This is a genomic window from Saccharibacillus deserti (genome assembly GCF_013618475.1).
GTDB lineage: Bacteria > Bacillota > Bacilli > Paenibacillales > Paenibacillaceae > Saccharibacillus > Saccharibacillus deserti.
This window is the reverse complement of record NZ_JABJVN010000013.1, coordinates 41,202-58,583: the sequence shown is the minus strand read 5'-3', so window position 1 is coordinate 58,583 and position 17,382 is coordinate 41,202. Positions and strand designations below refer to the sequence as shown.

Annotated in this window: 16 protein-coding genes; all 16 read left to right on the top strand. The window is 55.8% G+C overall.

The window, feature by feature from the left end:
- Positions 1–371 precede the first annotated feature (371 nt).
- The 16 genes from HOP44_RS22080 to sigH all read left to right on the top strand — a co-directional run bounded on the left by HOP44_RS22080 (position 372) and on the right by sigH (position 17,337).
- Positions 372–1,553 carry a glycosyl hydrolase family 28-related protein gene (locus tag HOP44_RS22080; RefSeq protein ID WP_172257429.1) on the top strand — a complete coding sequence of 394 codons (1,182 nt, stop codon included), beginning with the start codon at positions 372–374 and terminating at the stop codon, positions 1,551–1,553.
- Between the two features lie 305 nt (positions 1,554–1,858).
- Positions 1,859–2,326, top strand: coding sequence for a CtsR family transcriptional regulator (locus HOP44_RS22075; protein ID WP_172199060.1), 468 nt, complete (start codon positions 1,859–1,861; stop codon positions 2,324–2,326).
- Positions 2,327–2,377: 51 nt separating this feature from the next.
- Positions 2,378–2,902, top strand: a complete 525-nt coding sequence (gene mcsA / locus HOP44_RS22070) for a protein-arginine kinase activator protein McsA (RefSeq protein ID WP_172199063.1) — start codon at positions 2,378–2,380, stop codon at positions 2,900–2,902.
- Between the two features lie 15 nt (positions 2,903–2,917).
- Positions 2,918–3,982: a protein arginine kinase gene (gene mcsB, locus HOP44_RS22065; protein ID WP_172257427.1), complete on the top strand. Its 1,065-nt coding sequence runs from the start codon at positions 2,918–2,920 to the stop codon at positions 3,980–3,982.
- A gap of 66 nt (positions 3,983–4,048) precedes the next feature.
- The gene (gene clpC, locus HOP44_RS22060) at positions 4,049–6,505 is read left to right on the top strand and encodes an ATP-dependent protease ATP-binding subunit ClpC (protein ID WP_172257425.1); all 2,457 of its coding nucleotides are present in this window, start codon (positions 4,049–4,051) and stop codon (positions 6,503–6,505) included.
- Positions 6,506–6,762: 257 nt separating this feature from the next.
- Positions 6,763–8,139 (top strand): DNA repair protein RadA, encoded by a 1,377-nt coding sequence (radA, locus tag HOP44_RS22055; RefSeq protein WP_172257423.1) that lies wholly within the window; start codon positions 6,763–6,765, stop codon positions 8,137–8,139.
- A gap of 37 nt (positions 8,140–8,176) precedes the next feature.
- The gene (disA, locus tag HOP44_RS22050) at positions 8,177–9,250 is read left to right on the top strand and encodes a DNA integrity scanning diadenylate cyclase DisA (protein ID WP_172257421.1); all 1,074 of its coding nucleotides are present in this window, start codon (positions 8,177–8,179) and stop codon (positions 9,248–9,250) included.
- A gap of 165 nt (positions 9,251–9,415) precedes the next feature.
- Entirely contained in the window at positions 9,416–10,114 is a 699-nt protein-coding gene (gene ispD / locus HOP44_RS22045) for a 2-C-methyl-D-erythritol 4-phosphate cytidylyltransferase (RefSeq protein ID WP_172257419.1), read from the top strand.
- Positions 10,114–10,602 (top strand): 2-C-methyl-D-erythritol 2,4-cyclodiphosphate synthase, encoded by a 489-nt coding sequence (gene ispF / locus HOP44_RS22040; RefSeq protein ID WP_172257435.1) that lies wholly within the window; start codon positions 10,114–10,116, stop codon positions 10,600–10,602. Before ispD ends, ispF begins: the two co-directional genes overlap by 1 nt.
- A 35-nt stretch (positions 10,603–10,637) precedes the next feature.
- The gene (gene gltX, locus HOP44_RS22035) at positions 10,638–12,095 is read left to right on the top strand and encodes a glutamate--tRNA ligase (RefSeq protein ID WP_172257417.1); all 1,458 of its coding nucleotides are present in this window, start codon (positions 10,638–10,640) and stop codon (positions 12,093–12,095) included.
- Between the two features lie 417 nt (positions 12,096–12,512).
- Complete coding sequence (gene cysE, locus HOP44_RS22030) at positions 12,513–13,196, top strand: serine O-acetyltransferase (protein WP_172257433.1); 684 nt, start codon at positions 12,513–12,515, stop codon at positions 13,194–13,196.
- A gap of 30 nt (positions 13,197–13,226) precedes the next feature.
- Positions 13,227–14,630: a cysteine--tRNA ligase gene (gene cysS, locus HOP44_RS22025; protein WP_172257415.1), complete on the top strand. Its 1,404-nt coding sequence runs from the start codon at positions 13,227–13,229 to the stop codon at positions 14,628–14,630.
- A gap of 76 nt (positions 14,631–14,706) precedes the next feature.
- The gene (locus HOP44_RS22020; protein WP_172257431.1) at positions 14,707–15,174 is read left to right on the top strand and encodes a Mini-ribonuclease 3; all 468 of its coding nucleotides are present in this window, start codon (positions 14,707–14,709) and stop codon (positions 15,172–15,174) included.
- Positions 15,175–15,229: 55 nt separating this feature from the next.
- Positions 15,230–15,976, top strand: a complete 747-nt coding sequence (gene rlmB / locus HOP44_RS22015; RefSeq protein ID WP_172257413.1) for a 23S rRNA (guanosine(2251)-2'-O)-methyltransferase RlmB — start codon at positions 15,230–15,232, stop codon at positions 15,974–15,976.
- Between the two features lie 8 nt (positions 15,977–15,984).
- Positions 15,985–16,506, top strand: a complete 522-nt coding sequence (locus HOP44_RS22010; protein WP_172257411.1) for an NYN domain-containing protein — start codon at positions 15,985–15,987, stop codon at positions 16,504–16,506.
- A gap of 183 nt (positions 16,507–16,689) precedes the next feature.
- A complete protein-coding gene (gene sigH, locus HOP44_RS22005; RefSeq protein WP_172199095.1) occupies positions 16,690–17,337 on the top strand; it encodes an RNA polymerase sporulation sigma factor SigH in 648 nt (215 codons plus the stop codon).
- Positions 17,338–17,382 lie beyond the last annotated feature (45 nt).

The window sequence follows — 17,382 nt, the reverse complement described above, 5'->3', positions numbered from 1 at the left end:
CGATGGTACTTGGACCGCAGGGTCCCGGGAGAGTAGGAAGCTGCCAAGCCGAAAAGAAAAAGCCTTTACCGTGATCGCGGTAAAGGCTTTTTTGTTGTGTTCTTTTCCGGAAATGCTCTGAGTTCTCCACAAACAATCCACATTATTCTGAGGCAAAGGTCTTCGAAACTTTCTTTATAACCATTTATCGCAATTCTATCCACATATTCTCCACGTTTAATTTAATTCCCCTTTCTATCTTCAAAGCCTAAACCGTAAGCCGTCTTGGTTTTTATCTATTTACCCACAATTTATCCCCAATTTGTTTAGGGCGCTTCGAATACGTTTTATATAACCATAAAAAAGAGTAAGTTTGGGAATGGAGGAGAAAGATGAAAGACAAAGGAACCAAAGAAAAGCAGAGGCCCTGGCTGCCTTTGTTGGTATGGGGAACAGCCGGAGCGATCTTTTTGCAGGGAATAGGCGGAGGTGCCGGGACAATCGACCAGGCATTCGCCAAAGAAAGGACGGCTTCTTCGGTACATAGCCCGAAGCCTGCCAATTCCATATCGGTAACGGCATATGGAGCGGTAGGGAACGGCAAAACGGATTCGTTGGCGGCTTTTAACAAAGCGATCAAAGCGGCACGCAACCAAAAGAAAGTGCTTTACGTGCCTCCGGGCAACTTCCTGCTGAGCGCCAAGCTTCAGGTTACCGGGGTGCGGATTATCGGCGCCGGAGCGCAGCGCAGTATCTTGACATCCACGGATCCGTTAAACGGATCGATTAATCTAAAAGGAAAAAGTCCGGCTTTGGAAAATGTGACGCATATTTATAAAAGCACGAGTTCCCGCGACGGAGCCGACTCCAAAAACAGCGTTACCGTACTGGGCGCTTCCAACTTTTCCATTCGTAACATGAGGGTGGTAGGGGCGAGCACAGCCGGTATTTTGGTGCGCGATGGATCAACCGACGGTGTCATTTCGGGGAATGTAATCAAAAACACCAAAGCCGACGGCATCCATTTGACGGATGGAAGCAAACGGATTACGGTCGAGAACAATACGGTTAAACAAACCGGAGACGATGCGATCGCAGTCGTCAGCTATCACAAAGATCCGGAGCCGGCAAGCGATATCGTGATACGCGGCAATTCGGTAGGGTATTCTTCCAAAGCTCGCGGAATTTCGGTGGTCGGCGGCAGCGGAGTGACCATCGAGAACAACAAGATCAGCAATACCGAAATGGCCGGGATTTATATCGCCGTTGAGGAGAACTGGAATACACGCGACGTTAAGAATGTGATCGTCAATACGAATACCATTGTAAAAGCAGGGACCCGTCTGACCGACGATCATCCGAACATTCTTGTTTTTGCCGACCAGGGCAGGATCGATGAGGTGCGGTTTACGGGGAACGTCATTTCCGACTCGGTCAATGCCGGGATTGGGATCTGGGGAGACGGAGAGATCGGCAATATTTATTTCACCTCCAATGAAGTCAACAATCCGGGAGCGTCGGCCACCACGTTTAAAAAAGGCCGGATTCACGCCGAAGGCAACAGAGGGTTTTGATTGGACTTGTCGACCGCGGGCAGCCGCGGTCTTTTGCTGTGCTCTTTTAAAGAGAGCTCTTGGCAACAAAAAAATATATGGTATAATAGATAAAAAGTCAAAGAAAGTCAAAGTCAACTGCTTACATTTATTTTGATGCCCTGCGACATGCCGCACACGAATGGTGCCTCGCACGTTGAACAAGTTTGCCCAACAAGCCAAGTGCCTGAAAAAACCAGACGTTTCTTCCTTTTTGCGGAAGGGTTATTTTAAGAGTAGGTTCCACATCCGTACAGCGGCTCAGGCAGATAATGGAGGGTGGATCGATGCGCAATATTTCCGATGTCATCGAACATTATTTAAAAACGGTTCTGCAGGAAAGTCCGGGAAGCATGATCGAGATTCAGAGAAACGATCTGGCCGACCGGTTCTCCTGCGTACCGTCTCAAATCAATTACGTGATCAGTACGCGCTTTACTTTGGAAAAAGGATATTTGGTCGAAAGCAAGCGCGGAGGCGGAGGGTATATCCGGATCCAGCGCATAGAGCTTCCGACACATTCCGAGCTGCATGCCCACGTTCATGAAACAATCGGAAGCGAAATGAGCCAGTCGGCGGCCGAAGGGCTGATCTACCGGTTGGTGGATGCGGATCTGATTACCGGACGGGAAGCGGCGCTCATGCGGTCGGCTGTTCTGCGCAACACGCTGCTGCTCAAACTTCCCTACCGGGACGAAATGCGTGCACGGATTATGAAGGCGATGCTGATTGCGCTGATGGGACAACAAGGGTAAGCCTTATTCTTTTTGGATTCGCGGCGTTTATTTTGTGAAGGAGGTGAGCGAGTGCTTTGTCAGGAATGCCAGCAGAGACCCGCAACCCTGCATTTTACGAAAATTATCAACGGTGAAAAAAATGAATTCCATATTTGCGAGCACTGTGCGAGAGAAAAGGGCGAGATGATTCCGGGGACATCGGGCGGATTTTCGATTCACAATCTGCTGTCCGGATTTCTCGACTTCGATATCGCAGGCAAGTCGCAGTCGGGAAATGCCGCCCAGCCCCAACAGCTTCGTTGCGACGAATGCGGGATGACCTATGCGCAGTTCCGCAAGATCGGACGGTTCGGCTGCAGTTCCTGCTACAAACATTTTGACGACAAGATCGATCCGCTGCTCAAGCGTGTCCACGGCGGAACCGTACATGTCGGCAAAGTGCCCAAACGCGGAGGTGCCGATCTGCAGGTGCAGCGCGAGATCGATACGCTCAAGCAGGAACTGCAGGAACGTATCGAGAAACAGGAATTCGAAACGGCTGCTCAGCTGAGGGACCGCATTCGCGAACTCGAGCTGCAGCGGTCGCAGCGTTAAGGGAGGTTACGGGTCATGTCGGATTTTTCTTTTACGGAACATGCGCTCAGCAGTTGGATGAAAGCGGACGGAGACGAGTCCGATATTGTCATCAGCAGCCGGGTGAGAATTGCGCGCAACCTCAGAACATTCCCGTTTCCGCTTGTCGCCAATGAAGAGCAGGCCGAGCAGGTTCGCAACCGGGTCGTGGAAGCGGCCGGGCAGGCTTCGGAGGAGCTGGGACTGCTGTATCCGATCCGGCTCGACGAATTAAACGAAATCGAACGGCAGGTGCTGGTAGAAAAGCATTTGGTAAGCCCGACGCTTGCCAACGAATCGCAGGAAGCGGCGGTCGTCCTAAGCGAGGACGAATCGCTCAGTATCATGGTGAACGAAGAAGACCATATCCGGATCCAGTGCCTTTACTCCGGCTTCCAAGTCAAGCGGGCCTGGGAAAGGGCTACGCGGGTAGACGATGCGCTGGAAGCCCATATCGATTATGCTTTCGACGACCGGCGCGGCTATTTGACCAGCTGTCCGACCAACGTGGGTACGGGACTGCGGGCTTCGGTCATGATTCATCTGCCCGCCCTCGTGATGACACACCAGATCGGACGGGTTCTGAATGCCATTTCCCAGGTGGGACTTACCGTACGGGGCATCTATGGAGAAGGCAGTGAAGCCCAGGGGAACCTGTTCCAAATCTCCAATCAGATTACGCTGGGTCAAAGCGAGAACGAGATTGTGGACAACCTGGAAGGAATCGCGGCCCAGATTATCGAATATGAACGTCAGGCACGCAGCAAGCTTGTCGCCGAATCGAAGATTCGCCTCTATGACCGCGTAATGCGTTCGTACGGGATTCTGACCCATGCGGCGATCATCGACGGCAAAGAGGCGGCCCAACGGCTGTCCGATTTGCGGCTGGGGGTCGACCTGGGATGGATCGACAAGCTGACGACTACGCTGCTGAATGAACTTACGATTTTGACCCAGCCGAATTTCCTTCAGAAAACGTTCGGTGCTACAATGAATACAGCAGAGAAAGACATGTACCGGGCGCAGTTGATCCGGGACAGGCTGGTTAAAAACAAGGAATAACACCCCGTTCGGCGGCCGGATGCAGGTCCGGTCGTAAGGTTACTACTTTGTGGAGGTGCTTTGCATATGATGTTTGGCAGATTTACGGAACGCGCGCAAAAAGTTCTCGCTCTTGCTCAAGAAGAAGCGGTGAGACTCGGACATAACAATATCGGAACCGAGCATATCCTGCTGGGTTTGATTCGCGAAGGCGAAGGCATCGCAGCCAAAGCGTTGATCGGACTTGGCCTGGGTCTGGAACAGATCCAAAACGAGGTCGAGACGCTCATCGGACGGGGCCAAGAACAACCGACGAATATCGCCTATACCCCGCGCGCCAAAAAGGTCATCGAACTCTCGATGGACGAAGCGCGTAAACTCGGGCATACCTACGTGGGGACCGAGCATATCCTGCTTGGCCTGATTCGCGAAGGCGAAGGTGTGGCGGCTCGCGTACTGAACAACCTCGGGATCAGCCTGAACAAGGCCCGCCAGCAGGTTCTTCAGCTGCTGGGCAGCAGCGAAGCCGTTTCGAGCCATCACGGAACGCCTGCCAACGTCAGCACGCCAACGCTGGACAGCCTGGCGCGCGACTTGACGGCTTACGCCAAAGACGGCAACATCGATCCGGTTATCGGCCGCAGCAAAGAGATCGAACGCGTGATTCAGGTGCTCAGCCGCCGGACCAAAAACAATCCGGTTCTGATCGGCGAACCCGGCGTCGGCAAGACGGCGATCGCCGAAGGCCTCGCACAGAAGATCATCAACAACGAAATTCCGGAAACGCTGCGCGAAAAGCGCGTCATGACGCTCGATATGGGTTCGGTCGTGGCAGGTACCAAATACCGCGGCGAATTCGAAGACCGTCTCAAAAAAATCATGGACGAGATTCGCCAGGCAGGCAATGTCATTCTGTTTATCGACGAGCTGCATACGCTGATCGGCGCGGGCGGGGCGGAAGGCGCAATCGATGCGTCCAACATCCTCAAGCCGTCGCTGGCACGCGGAGAACTGCAGTGCATCGGAGCGACAACCCTGGACGAATACCGCAAATATATCGAGAAGGATGCCGCGCTTGAGCGCCGGTTCCAGCCGATCAAGGTAGAACCGCCTTCCGTGGACGAAGCCATTCAGATCCTGCACGGTCTGCGCGACCGCTACGAAGCGCATCACCGGGTGAAGATTACGGACGAAGCGATCGAACAGGCCGTCAAGCTGTCGGACCGTTATATCACGGACCGTTTCCTGCCGGACAAAGCGATCGATCTAATCGACGAAGCGGGTTCCAAAGTCCGCCTGAATTCGTATACGGTACCGCCAAACCTGAAGCAGCTGGAGAATCGTCTGGACGATATCCGCAAAGAAAAAGACTCGGCGGTTCAAAGCCAGGAATTCGAAAAAGCGGCCGCCCTGCGCGATACCGAGCAGAAGATTCGCGAAGAGCTGGAAATGACGCGCAACCAGTGGAAAGAGAAACAAGGACGTACCGATTCCGAAGTGACGCCCGAAGATATTGCGGACGTGGTCGGAAGCTGGACGGGCATTCCGGTCAACAAGCTCAAAGAAGAAGAGACCGACCGTCTGCTGAACATGGAAAACCTGCTGCATGAACGCGTAATCGGTCAGGAAGAAGCGGTTGTCGCCGTCAGCCGAGCCATTCGCCGCGCGCGTGCGGGGCTCAAAGATCCGAAGCGTCCGATGGGCTCCTTCATTTTCCTCGGTCCTACGGGCGTAGGTAAAACGGAGCTGGCCCGCGCGCTGGCCGAATCGATGTTCGGCGACGAGAACGCGGTCATCCGGATCGATATGTCCGAGTATATGGAGAAGCATTCGACTTCGCGTCTGGTCGGAGCGCCTCCGGGATACGTCGGTTATGAAGAAGGCGGTCAGCTCACCGAGAAAGTCCGCCGCAAGCCTTACTCTGTAGTGCTGCTGGACGAGATCGAAAAAGCGCATCCGGAAGTATTCAACATTCTGCTGCAGGTGCTGGAAGACGGACGCTTGACCGATTCCAAAGGCCGCGTGGTCGATTTCCGGAATACGCTGATCATTCTGACGTCCAATGTCGGCGCGGATGCGATTCGCCGCAACTCGACGCTCGGCTTCACGGCCGCGGTCGACAGCGGAGCGGAATATAAGAGCATGAAAGGCAAAGTCATGGAAGAACTCAAGAAAAGTTTCCGTCCCGAGTTCCTGAACCGGATCGACGAAACGATCGTCTTCCATTCGCTCGACGAGAAGCATATCGCCGAAATCGTAACTTTGATGTCGGAAGAGCTGCGTAAACGTCTCAACGAGTATGGCGTGAACTTCAAGCTCACGGACGAAGCCAAAGCTTTCCTGGCGAAGGAAGGTTATGATCCGGCTTACGGTGCCCGTCCGCTGCGCCGGGCGATCCAAAAGCATATCGAGGACCGTTTGTCCGAAGAACTGCTGACCGGAACGGTGGCTAAAGGCGATTACCTGCTGATCGACGAGAAAGACGGGGCTCTGTCTGTCGATAAAGCCGAAGAGCCGGCGGTATCGATCGAAAAGCCGGAATAAACAACACCCAAACTGTATAGAAGGCCCGGGCCGGGCAATGCTTCGCGCTTTTCCGGTCTGCCGGCCGCCCCTAGCCGGGCCGCGGAATTTCGTTTCCGCCGGTCCGGCTTTTTTCGCTTGACCCGCCGTTTTGCGGATGGAATGACCCTTACTTTTAACCGCAATAAATGATAAACTTTTAAGGAAGAGCTTTCCGTATTTGCCGGAGGCGAACGGACGGTTTCGGACTGCCGGAGAGCCGGTGAGAGAGGAGACCCATGGCCAAGACGAAAACCAAGTTTTATTGCACCGAGTGCGGCTACGAGTCGACCAAATGGTACGGAAAATGCCCCGGCTGCCAATCGTGGAACTCCATGGTGGAGGAAACGGTCAGCAATGTGAAAACCCAGGGAATGGGCGGCATGAATTCTTCCCTGCTGCAGGGAACGCAAAAACCCCAATCCATTGTCGATATCGAAGGCGGACAGGAACCGCGGGTAGATACGAAGATCGGGGAATTGAACCGGGTGCTCGGCGGAGGCATGGTGCCGGGTTCGCTGATTCTGGTCGGCGGGGACCCCGGGATCGGCAAATCGACGCTGCTGCTGCAGACGTCGCATTCGCTGGCCGCTTCGGGCCTGAAAGTGCTGTATATTTCCGGGGAAGAATCGGTCAAGCAGACCAAACTTCGTGCGGAGCGGTTGGGCGCTTTGTCGCCCCAGCTGTACGTGCTGTGCGAAAGCAATATGGAGCAGGTGGAGCTTGCGATCGAACAGATTGCTCCGGATTTTCTTGTGATCGATTCCATTCAGACGGTGTACCAGCCGGATGTGACGAGCGCGCCGGGCAGCGTCTCGCAGGTGCGGGAGTGTACGGCCCGCTTTATGCGGATCGCCAAGAACGGCGGCATCGCCACCGTGCTCGTCGGCCACGTGACCAAAGAAGGCGCGATCGCCGGACCGCGCATGCTGGAACATATGGTGGACTGCGTCCTGTATTTTGAAGGAGAACGCCATCATACCTACCGGATTTTGCGTGCGGTCAAAAACCGTTTCGGTTCGACGAACGAAATGGGCATTTTCGAAATGCGCGAAGAAGGGCTCGACGAAGTCACGAACCCGTCGGAACTGTTCCTGTCCGAGCGGGCCATGGGCGTGTCCGGCACGACCGTCGTCGCCAGTATGGAAGGGACAAGGCCGGTATTGGTCGAACTGCAGGCGCTGGTGGCCACGACGCATTTCCCTTCGCCCCGTCGAATGGGGACCGGCATCGATTACAATCGCTTGAACCTGATCATTGCCGTATTGGAAAAACGCATGGGCTTGTACATGCAGACGCAGGACGCTTACGTCAATGTGGCGGGCGGCGTACGACTGGACGAACCGGCGGTTGACCTGGCCGTAGCGGTCTGTCTCGCGTCGAGCGTTCAAGACAAGCCGACGCGCCCCTATGACGTCGTGTTCGGCGAGATCGGGCTCACCGGCGAAGTTCGGGCGGTATCGCGGGCGGAACAGCGCGTCAAGGAAGCGCTGAAACTCGGTTTTAAACGGGTCATTATGCCCACAAAGAGTTTAAAAGGTTGGAAGCATCCGAAAGGGATCGAACTGATTGGTGTCGAGACCGTTTCACAGGCGCTCAAAGCGGCGCTAGAGTAGGGCGTTAACCGGGAGTTGACGCAAGGGGAGGCAGGCAATGAAAGAATCGGAATCCGCAAAAATGAACGAACTGCTCAAACTCGTCGCGCCGGGAGCTCCTTTCCGGGACGGGCTTGAGAATGTGCTGCGCGCCAAGACCGGTGCTCTGCTCGTCGTCGGTTACAGTCCCGAAGTGATGGAAGTCGTCGACGGAGGATTCTCCATCAACTGCGATTTTTCGCCGAACTATTTGTACGAGCTGGCGAAGATGGACGGGGCGATAATTTTGAGCGAAGACCTCAAACGTATCCTGTATGCCAACACGCAGCTGATTCCGGACTCCGCCATATCGTCGTCGGAGACGGGAATCCGCCACCGGACAGCAGAACGCGTAGCCAAGCAGACGGGTAAGCTGGTCGTATCCATCTCGCAGCGCCGCAATATCATCACGCTGTATCTCGGCAATTTGCGTTATACGCTCAAAGAGATCGGCGTCATTCTCACCAAAGCCAACCAGGCGATCCAGACGCTGGAGCGGTACAAAGCCGTATTGACCCAGGCACTGACCAATCTGACCGCTTCGGAGTTCGAGGAACTGGTTACGCTGGCGGAAGTGGTCGGCGTCATTCGCCGCGTCGAAATGGTGCTGCGCATCAAGACGGAAATCCAACGTTATGTCAGCGAGCTCGGTAATGAAGGCCGCCTGATTTCCATGCAGATGGAAGAGCTGGTCGGCAATACCGAACGCGAAGTTCTGCTGCTGCTCAAAGACTACACGGCCCAGCCCGGCGACGAAAAAGCCAAAGAGATTCTGGCGTCGCTTCGCCGTTCGACCGACGATGAACTGCTGGATACGGCGCATATTGTGCGGCTGCTCGGCTACTCCGCTTCGCTGTCGGTCAGCGACGAGATGCTGATTCCGCGCGGTTACCGCGTATTGAGCAAGATTCCGCGTCTGCCCAATGTCATTGTGCATAATTTGACCGAACACTTCGGCAAATTGGCGGATGTAATGCGGGCGGAACTGGAAGAACTGGATGAAGTGGACGGCATCGGAGGAGCTCGCGCCCGTACGATCAAGGAAGGGCTGCGCCGTCTGCAGGATCAGGTGTTTATCGAACGCCAGGTTTAGGTTTAACGGCCGCGGCGTAAAAAGAGGCGTCTTCCCGCGGGAAGGCGCTTTTTTGATCTGTGTGCCGGCAAGTTTTCAAGAGCGATTGTAGTTTTCAATGTCTGCCGAGGGTATACTAAAGAGACGCGGGAATAGCGAAACGGGTATAAAGGCGGGTGTAGACGAATGGAGCGAAACTTGAGCGTAATCGTGGTTGCGGCCGGACGCGGCTCTCGTATGGGTACCAAAGAAAGCAAACAGTTCCTCGAGCTGGATGGACGTCCGCTGTTTCTTCGGGCGATCGAGGCGTTTGGACGTTTCGGCGCGACTGCCGAAATCATTGTGGTTACCGGGGAAGCCGATGTCGAGCGCTGCCGCCGTTATATCGAGGAGGCGGACTGTCCGCTTGTGAAAACGGTAGTGGCCGGAGGGAAGGAGCGCCAGCAATCTGTCCATGAAGGGCTTAAGGCGGTTTCCTGCCCCTGGGTCATGGTCCACGACGGCGTACGGCCGTTTGTCCGGGAGCCGGACATCGAAGCCTGCTACGACGAGATGCGGCGCAGTGGAGCGGCTGTGCTGGCCGTCCCGGTCAAAGATACGATCAAGACTGTCGGAAACGGCGGCCTGATCGTCGATACGCCCGACCGCAGTCTGCTGTGGGCGATTCAGACTCCGCAGGGGTTCCGCACGGAAGAGCTGCTGCGCGCGCATGAGCGCGCAGCGGCCGAAGGATTTCTCGGGACCGACGATTCGATGCTGGTCGAGCGTCAGGGAATCCGGGTAACCGTCGCCCGTGGGGATTATACGAATATCAAGATTACGACGCCCGAAGATCTGGATTACGCGGAGTTTTTGCTTCGGGCGAAGCCGAAGGAGAGAACATGATGATCAGAGTAGGACAAGGATACGACGTGCATCAGCTGGTGGAGGGAAGACCCTGCATCATCGGAGGCGTGACCATTCCGCATGAAAAAGGCCTGCTCGGGCATTCCGACGCCGACGTGCTGCTGCACACGATCAGCGATGCGGTTTTGGGGGCGCTTGCGCTGGGCGATATCGGCCGTCATTTTCCCGATACCGATCCGGAGTTCAAAGACGCCGACAGTCTGAAGCTGCTGCAGCACGTCTGGAAAATGGCGGAAGAACGCGGGTACGTGCTCGGCAATGTGGATGCGACAATCATTGCGCAGCAGCCGAAGATGGCGCCTTATATCCCGCAGATGGTTACCGTAATCGCGGGTGCGTTGGGTGCGGAGGAATCGCAGGTCAATGTAAAAGCGACGACCACCGAATGGCTCGGTTTCACCGGACGGGGCGAAGGCATCGCGGCACAGGCCATTGTCTGCTTGACGAAGGGTATGCTATCATCTTGAAAGAATTTTAGAAACGATACGGGAGGCACACAATCATGAGTCAGGAAATACGTGTACGCTATGCACCGAGCCCTACGGGCCATCTGCATATCGGCAATGCCAGAACGGCACTGTTCAACTATTTGTTCGCGCGCAGCCAAGGCGGCAAGTTCATCGTGCGGATCGAAGATACGGACGTCAAACGCAATGTGGCGGGCGGCGAAGAAAGCCAGCTCAACTACATGAAATGGCTCGGGATCGACTGGGACGAAAGTATCGACGTCGGCGGAGAGTACGGACCTTACCGCCAGACGGAGCGCCTCGACATTTACAAGAAATACTGGCAGGAGCTGCTCGATAAAGGTTTGGCCTATTTGTGCTACTGCACCGAAGACGAGTTGGAAAAAGAGCGCGAAGAACAGATGGCGGCCGGGCAAACCCCTCGTTATTCCGGCAAGCACCGCGATCTGACGCCGGAGCAGCGCGAAGCTTTTGCGGCGGAAGGCCGCGTGCCAAGCGTGCGTTTCCGCGTGCCGGAGAACAAGACGTACACGTTCGACGATATGGTCAAAGGCGAGATTTCCTTTACTACCGAAGACACGGGCGATTTCGTTATCGTGAAGCGGGACGGCATCCCGACGTACAACTTCGCCGTTGTGCTCGACGACCATCTCATGAAGATCAGCCACGTGCTGCGCGGCGAAGACCATATCTCCAACACTCCTCGCCAGCTTATGATCTACGAAGCGCTGGGCTTCGAGCCGCCGCGCTTCGGCCATATGACGCTGATCGTGGGCGACGACCACAAGAAGCTCAGCAAACGCAACGAGTCGATCATCCAGTTCATTTCGCAGTATGAAGAACTGGGTTATCTGCCGGAAGCGCTGTTCAACTTCATTGCGCTGCTCGGCTGGTCTCCGGAAGGCGAAGAAGAAATCTTTACGCGCGAAGAACTGATTTCGATTTTTGATGCCAAACGGTTGTCCAAAAGCCCTGCGGTGTTCGATCCGAACAAACTGGCGCACATCGACAACCATTACATCAAAAACGCCGATGCAAAGCGGATTGCCGACCTGGCGATTCCCCACTTGCAAAAAGCGGGCCTGCTGCCGGATACGCTCGATGCCGACCGTAGGGACTGGGCGGAACGGCTCGTGGAGCTGTATCGCGAGCAGATGAACGCCGCTTCCGATATCGTGGCGCTGTCCGAAATGTTCTTCCGCGACGAAGTGGAATTCGGCGATGAAGAACGCGAAGTGCTGGCCGACGAGAAGGCGCCGGTTGCGCTGTCCGCTTTCCTGGCCAAAGTCGAAGCTTCGGACGAGTTCTCGCCGGAACGCATGGCCGCGCTGATCAAGGAAGTGCAGAAGGAGAACGGCATCAAGGGCAAGCAGCTGTTCATGCCGATCCGCGTCGCGCTGACCGGGCAAATGCACGGGCGCGACCTGAACCGGACGATCTACCTGCTCGGCAAAGAACGGGTGATCGGACGCTTGAAGGCGCAGACGGTTTGAACCCCGCACGATTCGGATTGTCAGACCGCGCCGATTCGTTTATAATGGCTAAACAACATCTATCCAACTACGTCTTTAATCGAATATTTCTATAGCGAAGAACAGGAGAAGTACGTCGTACGCCGAATCCCCCAGAGAGGACGGCCGCGAACGGATGCCGGGTCGGCATCCGTTTGCAGGCTGGGAGCCGTCCGGGTTCGGCAGACGGAAATGCGCCTGGGAGCTGCGGATTCGAAGCCCGGCCCTCTCGAGGGAGGTCGGGGTCTAGAGTCCGCCGGCCGGTCCCCGTTACGGGCTTTGAACGAGATGGACGCCGATTGAAGGTTGTCCAAGCAGAGTGGAACCGCGGTCTAACGCCTCTGCAGCATAATGCTGCCGGGGCGTTTTTATTTTGGGCAATGGAAGCGAGGAAGCGTGATGTTCAAATCGGTCAAGTCCGATATCCGTGCGGTATTCGACAACGATCCGGCGGCGAGAAGTATGTTTGAAGTCGTTTTTACCTATTCGGGATTGCATGCGATTTGGGCTCACCGGATCGCGCACAAGCTGTACAAGTGGCGGCGTTTCACTTTGGCGAGAATCGTATCGCAGACCGGCCGCTTTTTCACGGGAATCGAGATTCATCCGGGTGCGACAATCGGACGCCGGCTGTTTATCGACCACGGGATGGGCATCGTAATCGGTGAGACCTGCGAGATCGGCGACGATGTGGTCATCTATCAGGGGGTCACGCTCGGAGGAACAGGGAAAGAAAAAGGAAAAAGGCATCCGACCATAGGCAATAACGTCGTCATCGGCTCGGGTGCGAAAGTGCTCGGTTCCATCACCGTCGGCGATCAGAGCAATATCGGTTCGAACTCCGTCGTGCTCAAGGAAGTGCCGACGAACAGCACGGTGGTGGGGATACCCGGTCAGATCGTACGCCAGCACGGCCGCAAGGTCGACAGGCTCAGCCATCAGATGCCCGATCCTTCGCACGATGCGCTCTGCGAGCTGCGCCGCCAGGTGGCGCAGCTGCAGCAGGAGCTCAGAGAGGTCCGCCGGGATGCGTCGTATGTAGAGCCGCCCCGTGCGGCAGGCCGCGGAGACAGCCAGCAGTAAGCAACGAGAACGAGAGAGGAAAGTGGACAAATGACCCTGCAAATTTATAATACGATGACGAGAGAAAAAGAAAAATTCGTGCCGGTGGAGCAAGGCAAAGTGAATATGTACGTGTGCGGTCCGACCGTATACGACTATATCCATATCGGAAACGCCCGGCCGGTGATTTTTTTCGACGTGGTACGCGCTTATTTGGAAGATCGGGGATACGCCGTCAATTACGTGGTTAACTTCACCGATGTGGACGACAAGCTGATCCGCAAAGCCGAAGCCTTGAATACGACGGTTCCCGAAGTAGCGGAGAAGTTTATCGCGGCGTATTACGAAGATCTCGAAGGACTCGGCGTCGAAAAAGCGACCCTGAATCCCCGTGTAACGGAGAATATGGACGATATCATCGCTTTTATCGGCGAATTGGTCGACACGGGCCATGCCTACCCGAGCGGCGGCGATGTGTATTTCCGTACCTCGAGTTTCGAAGAATACGGCAAACTGTCGCGTCAGAACCTGGAACAGCTGCAGTTCGGCATCCGGATCGAAGTCGACGCGCGCAAAGAAAACCAGGAAGACTTCGTGCTCTGGAAAGGCGTAAAGCCGGGCGAAATCTCCTGGGAAAGTCCGTGGGGAGAAGGGCGTCCGGGCTGGCATATCGAATGCTCCGCGATGGCCCGTCGTTATCTCGGCGACACGCTCGATATCCACGGAGGCGGCCAGGATCTTCAATTCCCGCACCATGAATGCGAGATTGCCCAATCCGAATGCCTGACCGGCCACCCGCTGTCCAACTACTGGATGCACAACGGCTACGTCAATATCGATAATGAAAAAATGTCCAAGTCGCTCGGCAACGGCATTACGGTGCAGGATCTGCGCAGCCGCTACAAAAAAGAAGCTCTCCGGTACTTCGTCTTGTCCACGCATTACCGGAACCCGCTCAACTTCAGCCAAGACAACATGGATCAGGCCCTGAACAGCGTCGAACGGATCGAAAATGCCGTCGGCGCCATCCATCATCGTCTGGGAGCGGCAACGGCCGGCAGCCGAAGGGTGACGGATGCGCTGCGGACGAAGCTTGATGCCGTATTGAACGATTTTTACGCGAAGATGGACGATGACTTCAATACGCCGGACGCGGTGACTTCCATGTTCGAATGGGTAAACGAAGCAAACCGCGTACTGCGGGAAGATATCGCTTATCAAGCCGATCTGGAAGCGCTGCTCGAAGTCTTTGCGAAGATGAACGGCGTACTGCGTATTGCGGCCGAGCCGGGAACCGGACTGCTGGACGAAGAAGTCGAGCAGCTGATCGCCGAGCGCACCGAAGCCCGCAAAGCGAAGAATTGGACTCGTTCCGACGAAATCCGCGACCTGCTGGCCGAGCGGGGCATTGCCTTGGAAGATACGCCGCAGGGCATGAGATGGCGGAGAAAATAAAATGACCGGACACGATAAGACGGAAGAGACGGGCGGAACGCCGGAAACGAATTGGAACGCCGGGCAGCCGGGCGGAATGCTGTTCGATTTCCCTCCTTCGAGGACGCCGGGGCTGCTGCCTCCGATCGTACTCGCTTATATCGGCGATGCCGTATTTGAAGTGGCGATTCGGCAGTATCTGATCGGTCATGCGAATCTGCGTCCGCACCATCTTCACCGCGAAGCGACCAAGCTCGTCTCGGCCGGCGCGCAGGCGCGGATGCTGTTTCGAATCGAAGGAGAACTGACGGAAGAGGAAGCGGATATCGTCCGGCGCGGCCGCAATGCCAAGTCGGGATCTATTCCCAAAAACGCCGACGCGCTTGAATACCGGCATGCGACAGCGCTTGAAAGCCTCGCCGGATACCTGTATTACAGCGGCCGCACGGGCCGTCTGCAGCAACTGATCCGTCTGGGCATCGAACTCGGCGAAGAAGCAAGCTCGGCCGGATCCACGGATAAGCCGGATTCACTTTCTTCGGCGGAACCGCCCGAACGGAAATGAACACAAAACCAACCAAGCGGCGGCCGAACGCCGCCGGCGGAAAGGAACAACCCATATGGAAGAAGAATTGATTGCCGGCAAGCACTCGGTCGTCGAGGCGCTTAAAGCCGGCCGCAGTATCAACAAGATCTGGATCGCGGAGGGAACGCAGCAAAAGCAGATGCAGCCGATCCTGACGGAAGCCAAATCGCGCGGAATCATCGTACAAACAGCCGACAAACGCAAACTCGACACGCTTGTGCCGGGAATCCAGCATCAGGGGGTTGTCGCCCAGGCCGCTCCTTACGTCTACGCGGAGGTCGAAGACCTGCTCGCGGCTGCGGCAGCCAAAGGCGAAGACCCGTTTCTGCTTATCCTGGACGAGATCGAAGATCCCCACAACCTGGGCTCGATTCTGCGTACGGCCGACTGCACGGGCGTACACGGCGTCATTATTCCGAAGCGCCGTTCGGCGCAGGTTAACGCAACCGTCTCGAAAACGAGTGCGGGCGCGGCGGAATACGTGCCGGTCGCACGGGTGACGAATCTTGTCCAGACGATGGAAAAGCTCAAAGAAGCCGGTGTGTGGATCGCCGGTACCGACGTGCGGGCCGAAGGCGAGATCTACGAGACGGACGTGTTCAAAGGACCGCTTGCGATCGTGATCGGCAACGAAGGGGAAGGCATGGGGCGGCTCGTCCGAGAGAAATGCGATGTGCTCATCAAACTTCCGATGCAGGGACGCATCAATTCGCTGAACGCTTCCGTTGCCGCAGGCGTCGTCATGTACGAAGTGCTGCGCCAGCGCGGCGGCAGAAAGTAGCGTGAACCATGGCCGATTTGCGGGACGTACTTCTGGTGGACGGCTACAACATGATCGGAGCCTGGCCCGACCTGGCTCCGCTGTCGCAAATCGACATGAACGAGGCCCGCGACCGCCTGCTCGAACGTTTGGCCGATTATCAGGCTTACACGGGGCGAAGGGTCATTGTGGTGTTCGATGCTTACCGGGTGCCGGGCAAAGGCAGGTCGCTTGAGCAGAGCCGGGTCGAGATTTACTTCACGCGGGAAAAGGAAACGGCGGACGAAGCGGTGGAGCGTTTTGCCGGGCAGTTCCGCAGAAAGCGGCGCGACGTTTATGTGGCTACGAGCGATTTTGTCGAGCAGAGCGTCGCTTTTGCGCAGGGCGCGCTACGGGTCCCCGCCTTGGAACTTCTGGTCGAAGTCGAACAGAGCGAGAAAGAAATCGGGAAAAGAATCGCGGAACAGGCTCAAAAAGAAAGCCGCAATACGATCGACGGCAAGCTTACCCCCGAGCAGCTGAGGTTGTTCGAGCGCTGGCGGCGGCAGTGAACGAAGCGCTGCGCGCCGCAAAAGTAAGCGTTTTTTTACAACTCCGTGTACAAAAAGGAATTATCCGGCACAGGGCCCCTCTTTTGGTCGTTCTGCGGTTGACGGTGTAAGGTGACATAATATATACTGAGGCTAACTTTTAAGACAGGCTCGAAACTTGCGCCGCGGCCGGAGGGATTGCTGGTGAGTGTAGATCTCAAAGACGTCACAGTTTCATCTTACGATTTCCAATGCGATGAAGAAGTCGTGGAAGCGGTTCGTGCCGGAGATAGTGAGGCACTGGAGTATCTGATCCACAAGTACCGGAATTTCGTGCGCGCGAAGGCCAGATCTTATTTCCTGATCGGAGCCGACCGCGAAGATATCATCCAAGAAGGCATGATCGGTCTGTACAAGGCCATACGCGATTTCCGCGGGGACAGACTCGCTTCGTTCAAGGCTTTCGCCGAGATCTGCATTACGCGTCAGATCATTACGGCGATCAAGACGGCGACTCGGCAGAAGCATATTCCGCTGAATTCTTACGTTTCTCTCGACAAACCGATTTATGAAGAAGATTCGGACCGTACGCTGCTTGACGTCATTTGCGTGTCCCAGGTATGCGATCCGGAAGAACTGGTTATCAATCGCGAAGAGTTTACCGGTCTTGAGAACAAGATGTCGGAGATCTTGAGCGAGCTTGAACGCCAGGTTCTGATGCTGTACCTGGACGGGCGTTCGTACCAGGAAATCGCCGTCGACCTGCGCAGACACGTGAAATCGATCGACAATGCGCTGCAGCGGGTGAAGCGGAAACTGGAACGGTATTTGGAAGTTCGGGATCAGATGTGACGGGAACAGGCAGGGATCTACATAAACAACAGGACTGCCCGCCAA

What these genes read in the sequence shown, in the direction of transcription:
- HOP44_RS22080 (WP_172257429.1), top strand. Translation starts at nt 372, where the DNA reads ATGAAAGACAAAGGAACCAAAGAAAAGCAGAGGCCCTGGCTGCCTTTG.
- HOP44_RS22075 (WP_172199060.1), top strand. Translation starts at nt 1,859, where the DNA reads ATGCGCAATATTTCCGATGTCATCGAACATTATTTAAAAACGGTTCTG.
- mcsB (WP_172257427.1), top strand. Translation starts at nt 2,918, where the DNA reads ATGTCGGATTTTTCTTTTACGGAACATGCGCTCAGCAGTTGGATGAAA.
- clpC (WP_172257425.1), top strand. Translation starts at nt 4,049, where the DNA reads ATGATGTTTGGCAGATTTACGGAACGCGCGCAAAAAGTTCTCGCTCTT.
- radA (WP_172257423.1), top strand. Translation starts at nt 6,763, where the DNA reads ATGGCCAAGACGAAAACCAAGTTTTATTGCACCGAGTGCGGCTACGAG.
- disA (WP_172257421.1), top strand. Translation starts at nt 8,177, where the DNA reads ATGAAAGAATCGGAATCCGCAAAAATGAACGAACTGCTCAAACTCGTC.
- ispD (WP_172257419.1), top strand. Translation starts at nt 9,416, where the DNA reads ATGGAGCGAAACTTGAGCGTAATCGTGGTTGCGGCCGGACGCGGCTCT.
- ispF (WP_172257435.1), top strand. Translation starts at nt 10,114, where the DNA reads ATGATCAGAGTAGGACAAGGATACGACGTGCATCAGCTGGTGGAGGGA.
- gltX (WP_172257417.1), top strand. Translation starts at nt 10,638, where the DNA reads ATGAGTCAGGAAATACGTGTACGCTATGCACCGAGCCCTACGGGCCAT.
- cysE (WP_172257433.1), top strand. Translation starts at nt 12,513, where the DNA reads ATGTTCAAATCGGTCAAGTCCGATATCCGTGCGGTATTCGACAACGAT.
- cysS (WP_172257415.1), top strand. Translation starts at nt 13,227, where the DNA reads ATGACCCTGCAAATTTATAATACGATGACGAGAGAAAAAGAAAAATTC.
- HOP44_RS22020 (WP_172257431.1), top strand. Translation starts at nt 14,707, where the DNA reads ATGCTGTTCGATTTCCCTCCTTCGAGGACGCCGGGGCTGCTGCCTCCG.
- rlmB (WP_172257413.1), top strand. Translation starts at nt 15,230, where the DNA reads ATGGAAGAAGAATTGATTGCCGGCAAGCACTCGGTCGTCGAGGCGCTT.
- HOP44_RS22010 (WP_172257411.1), top strand. Translation starts at nt 15,985, where the DNA reads ATGGCCGATTTGCGGGACGTACTTCTGGTGGACGGCTACAACATGATC.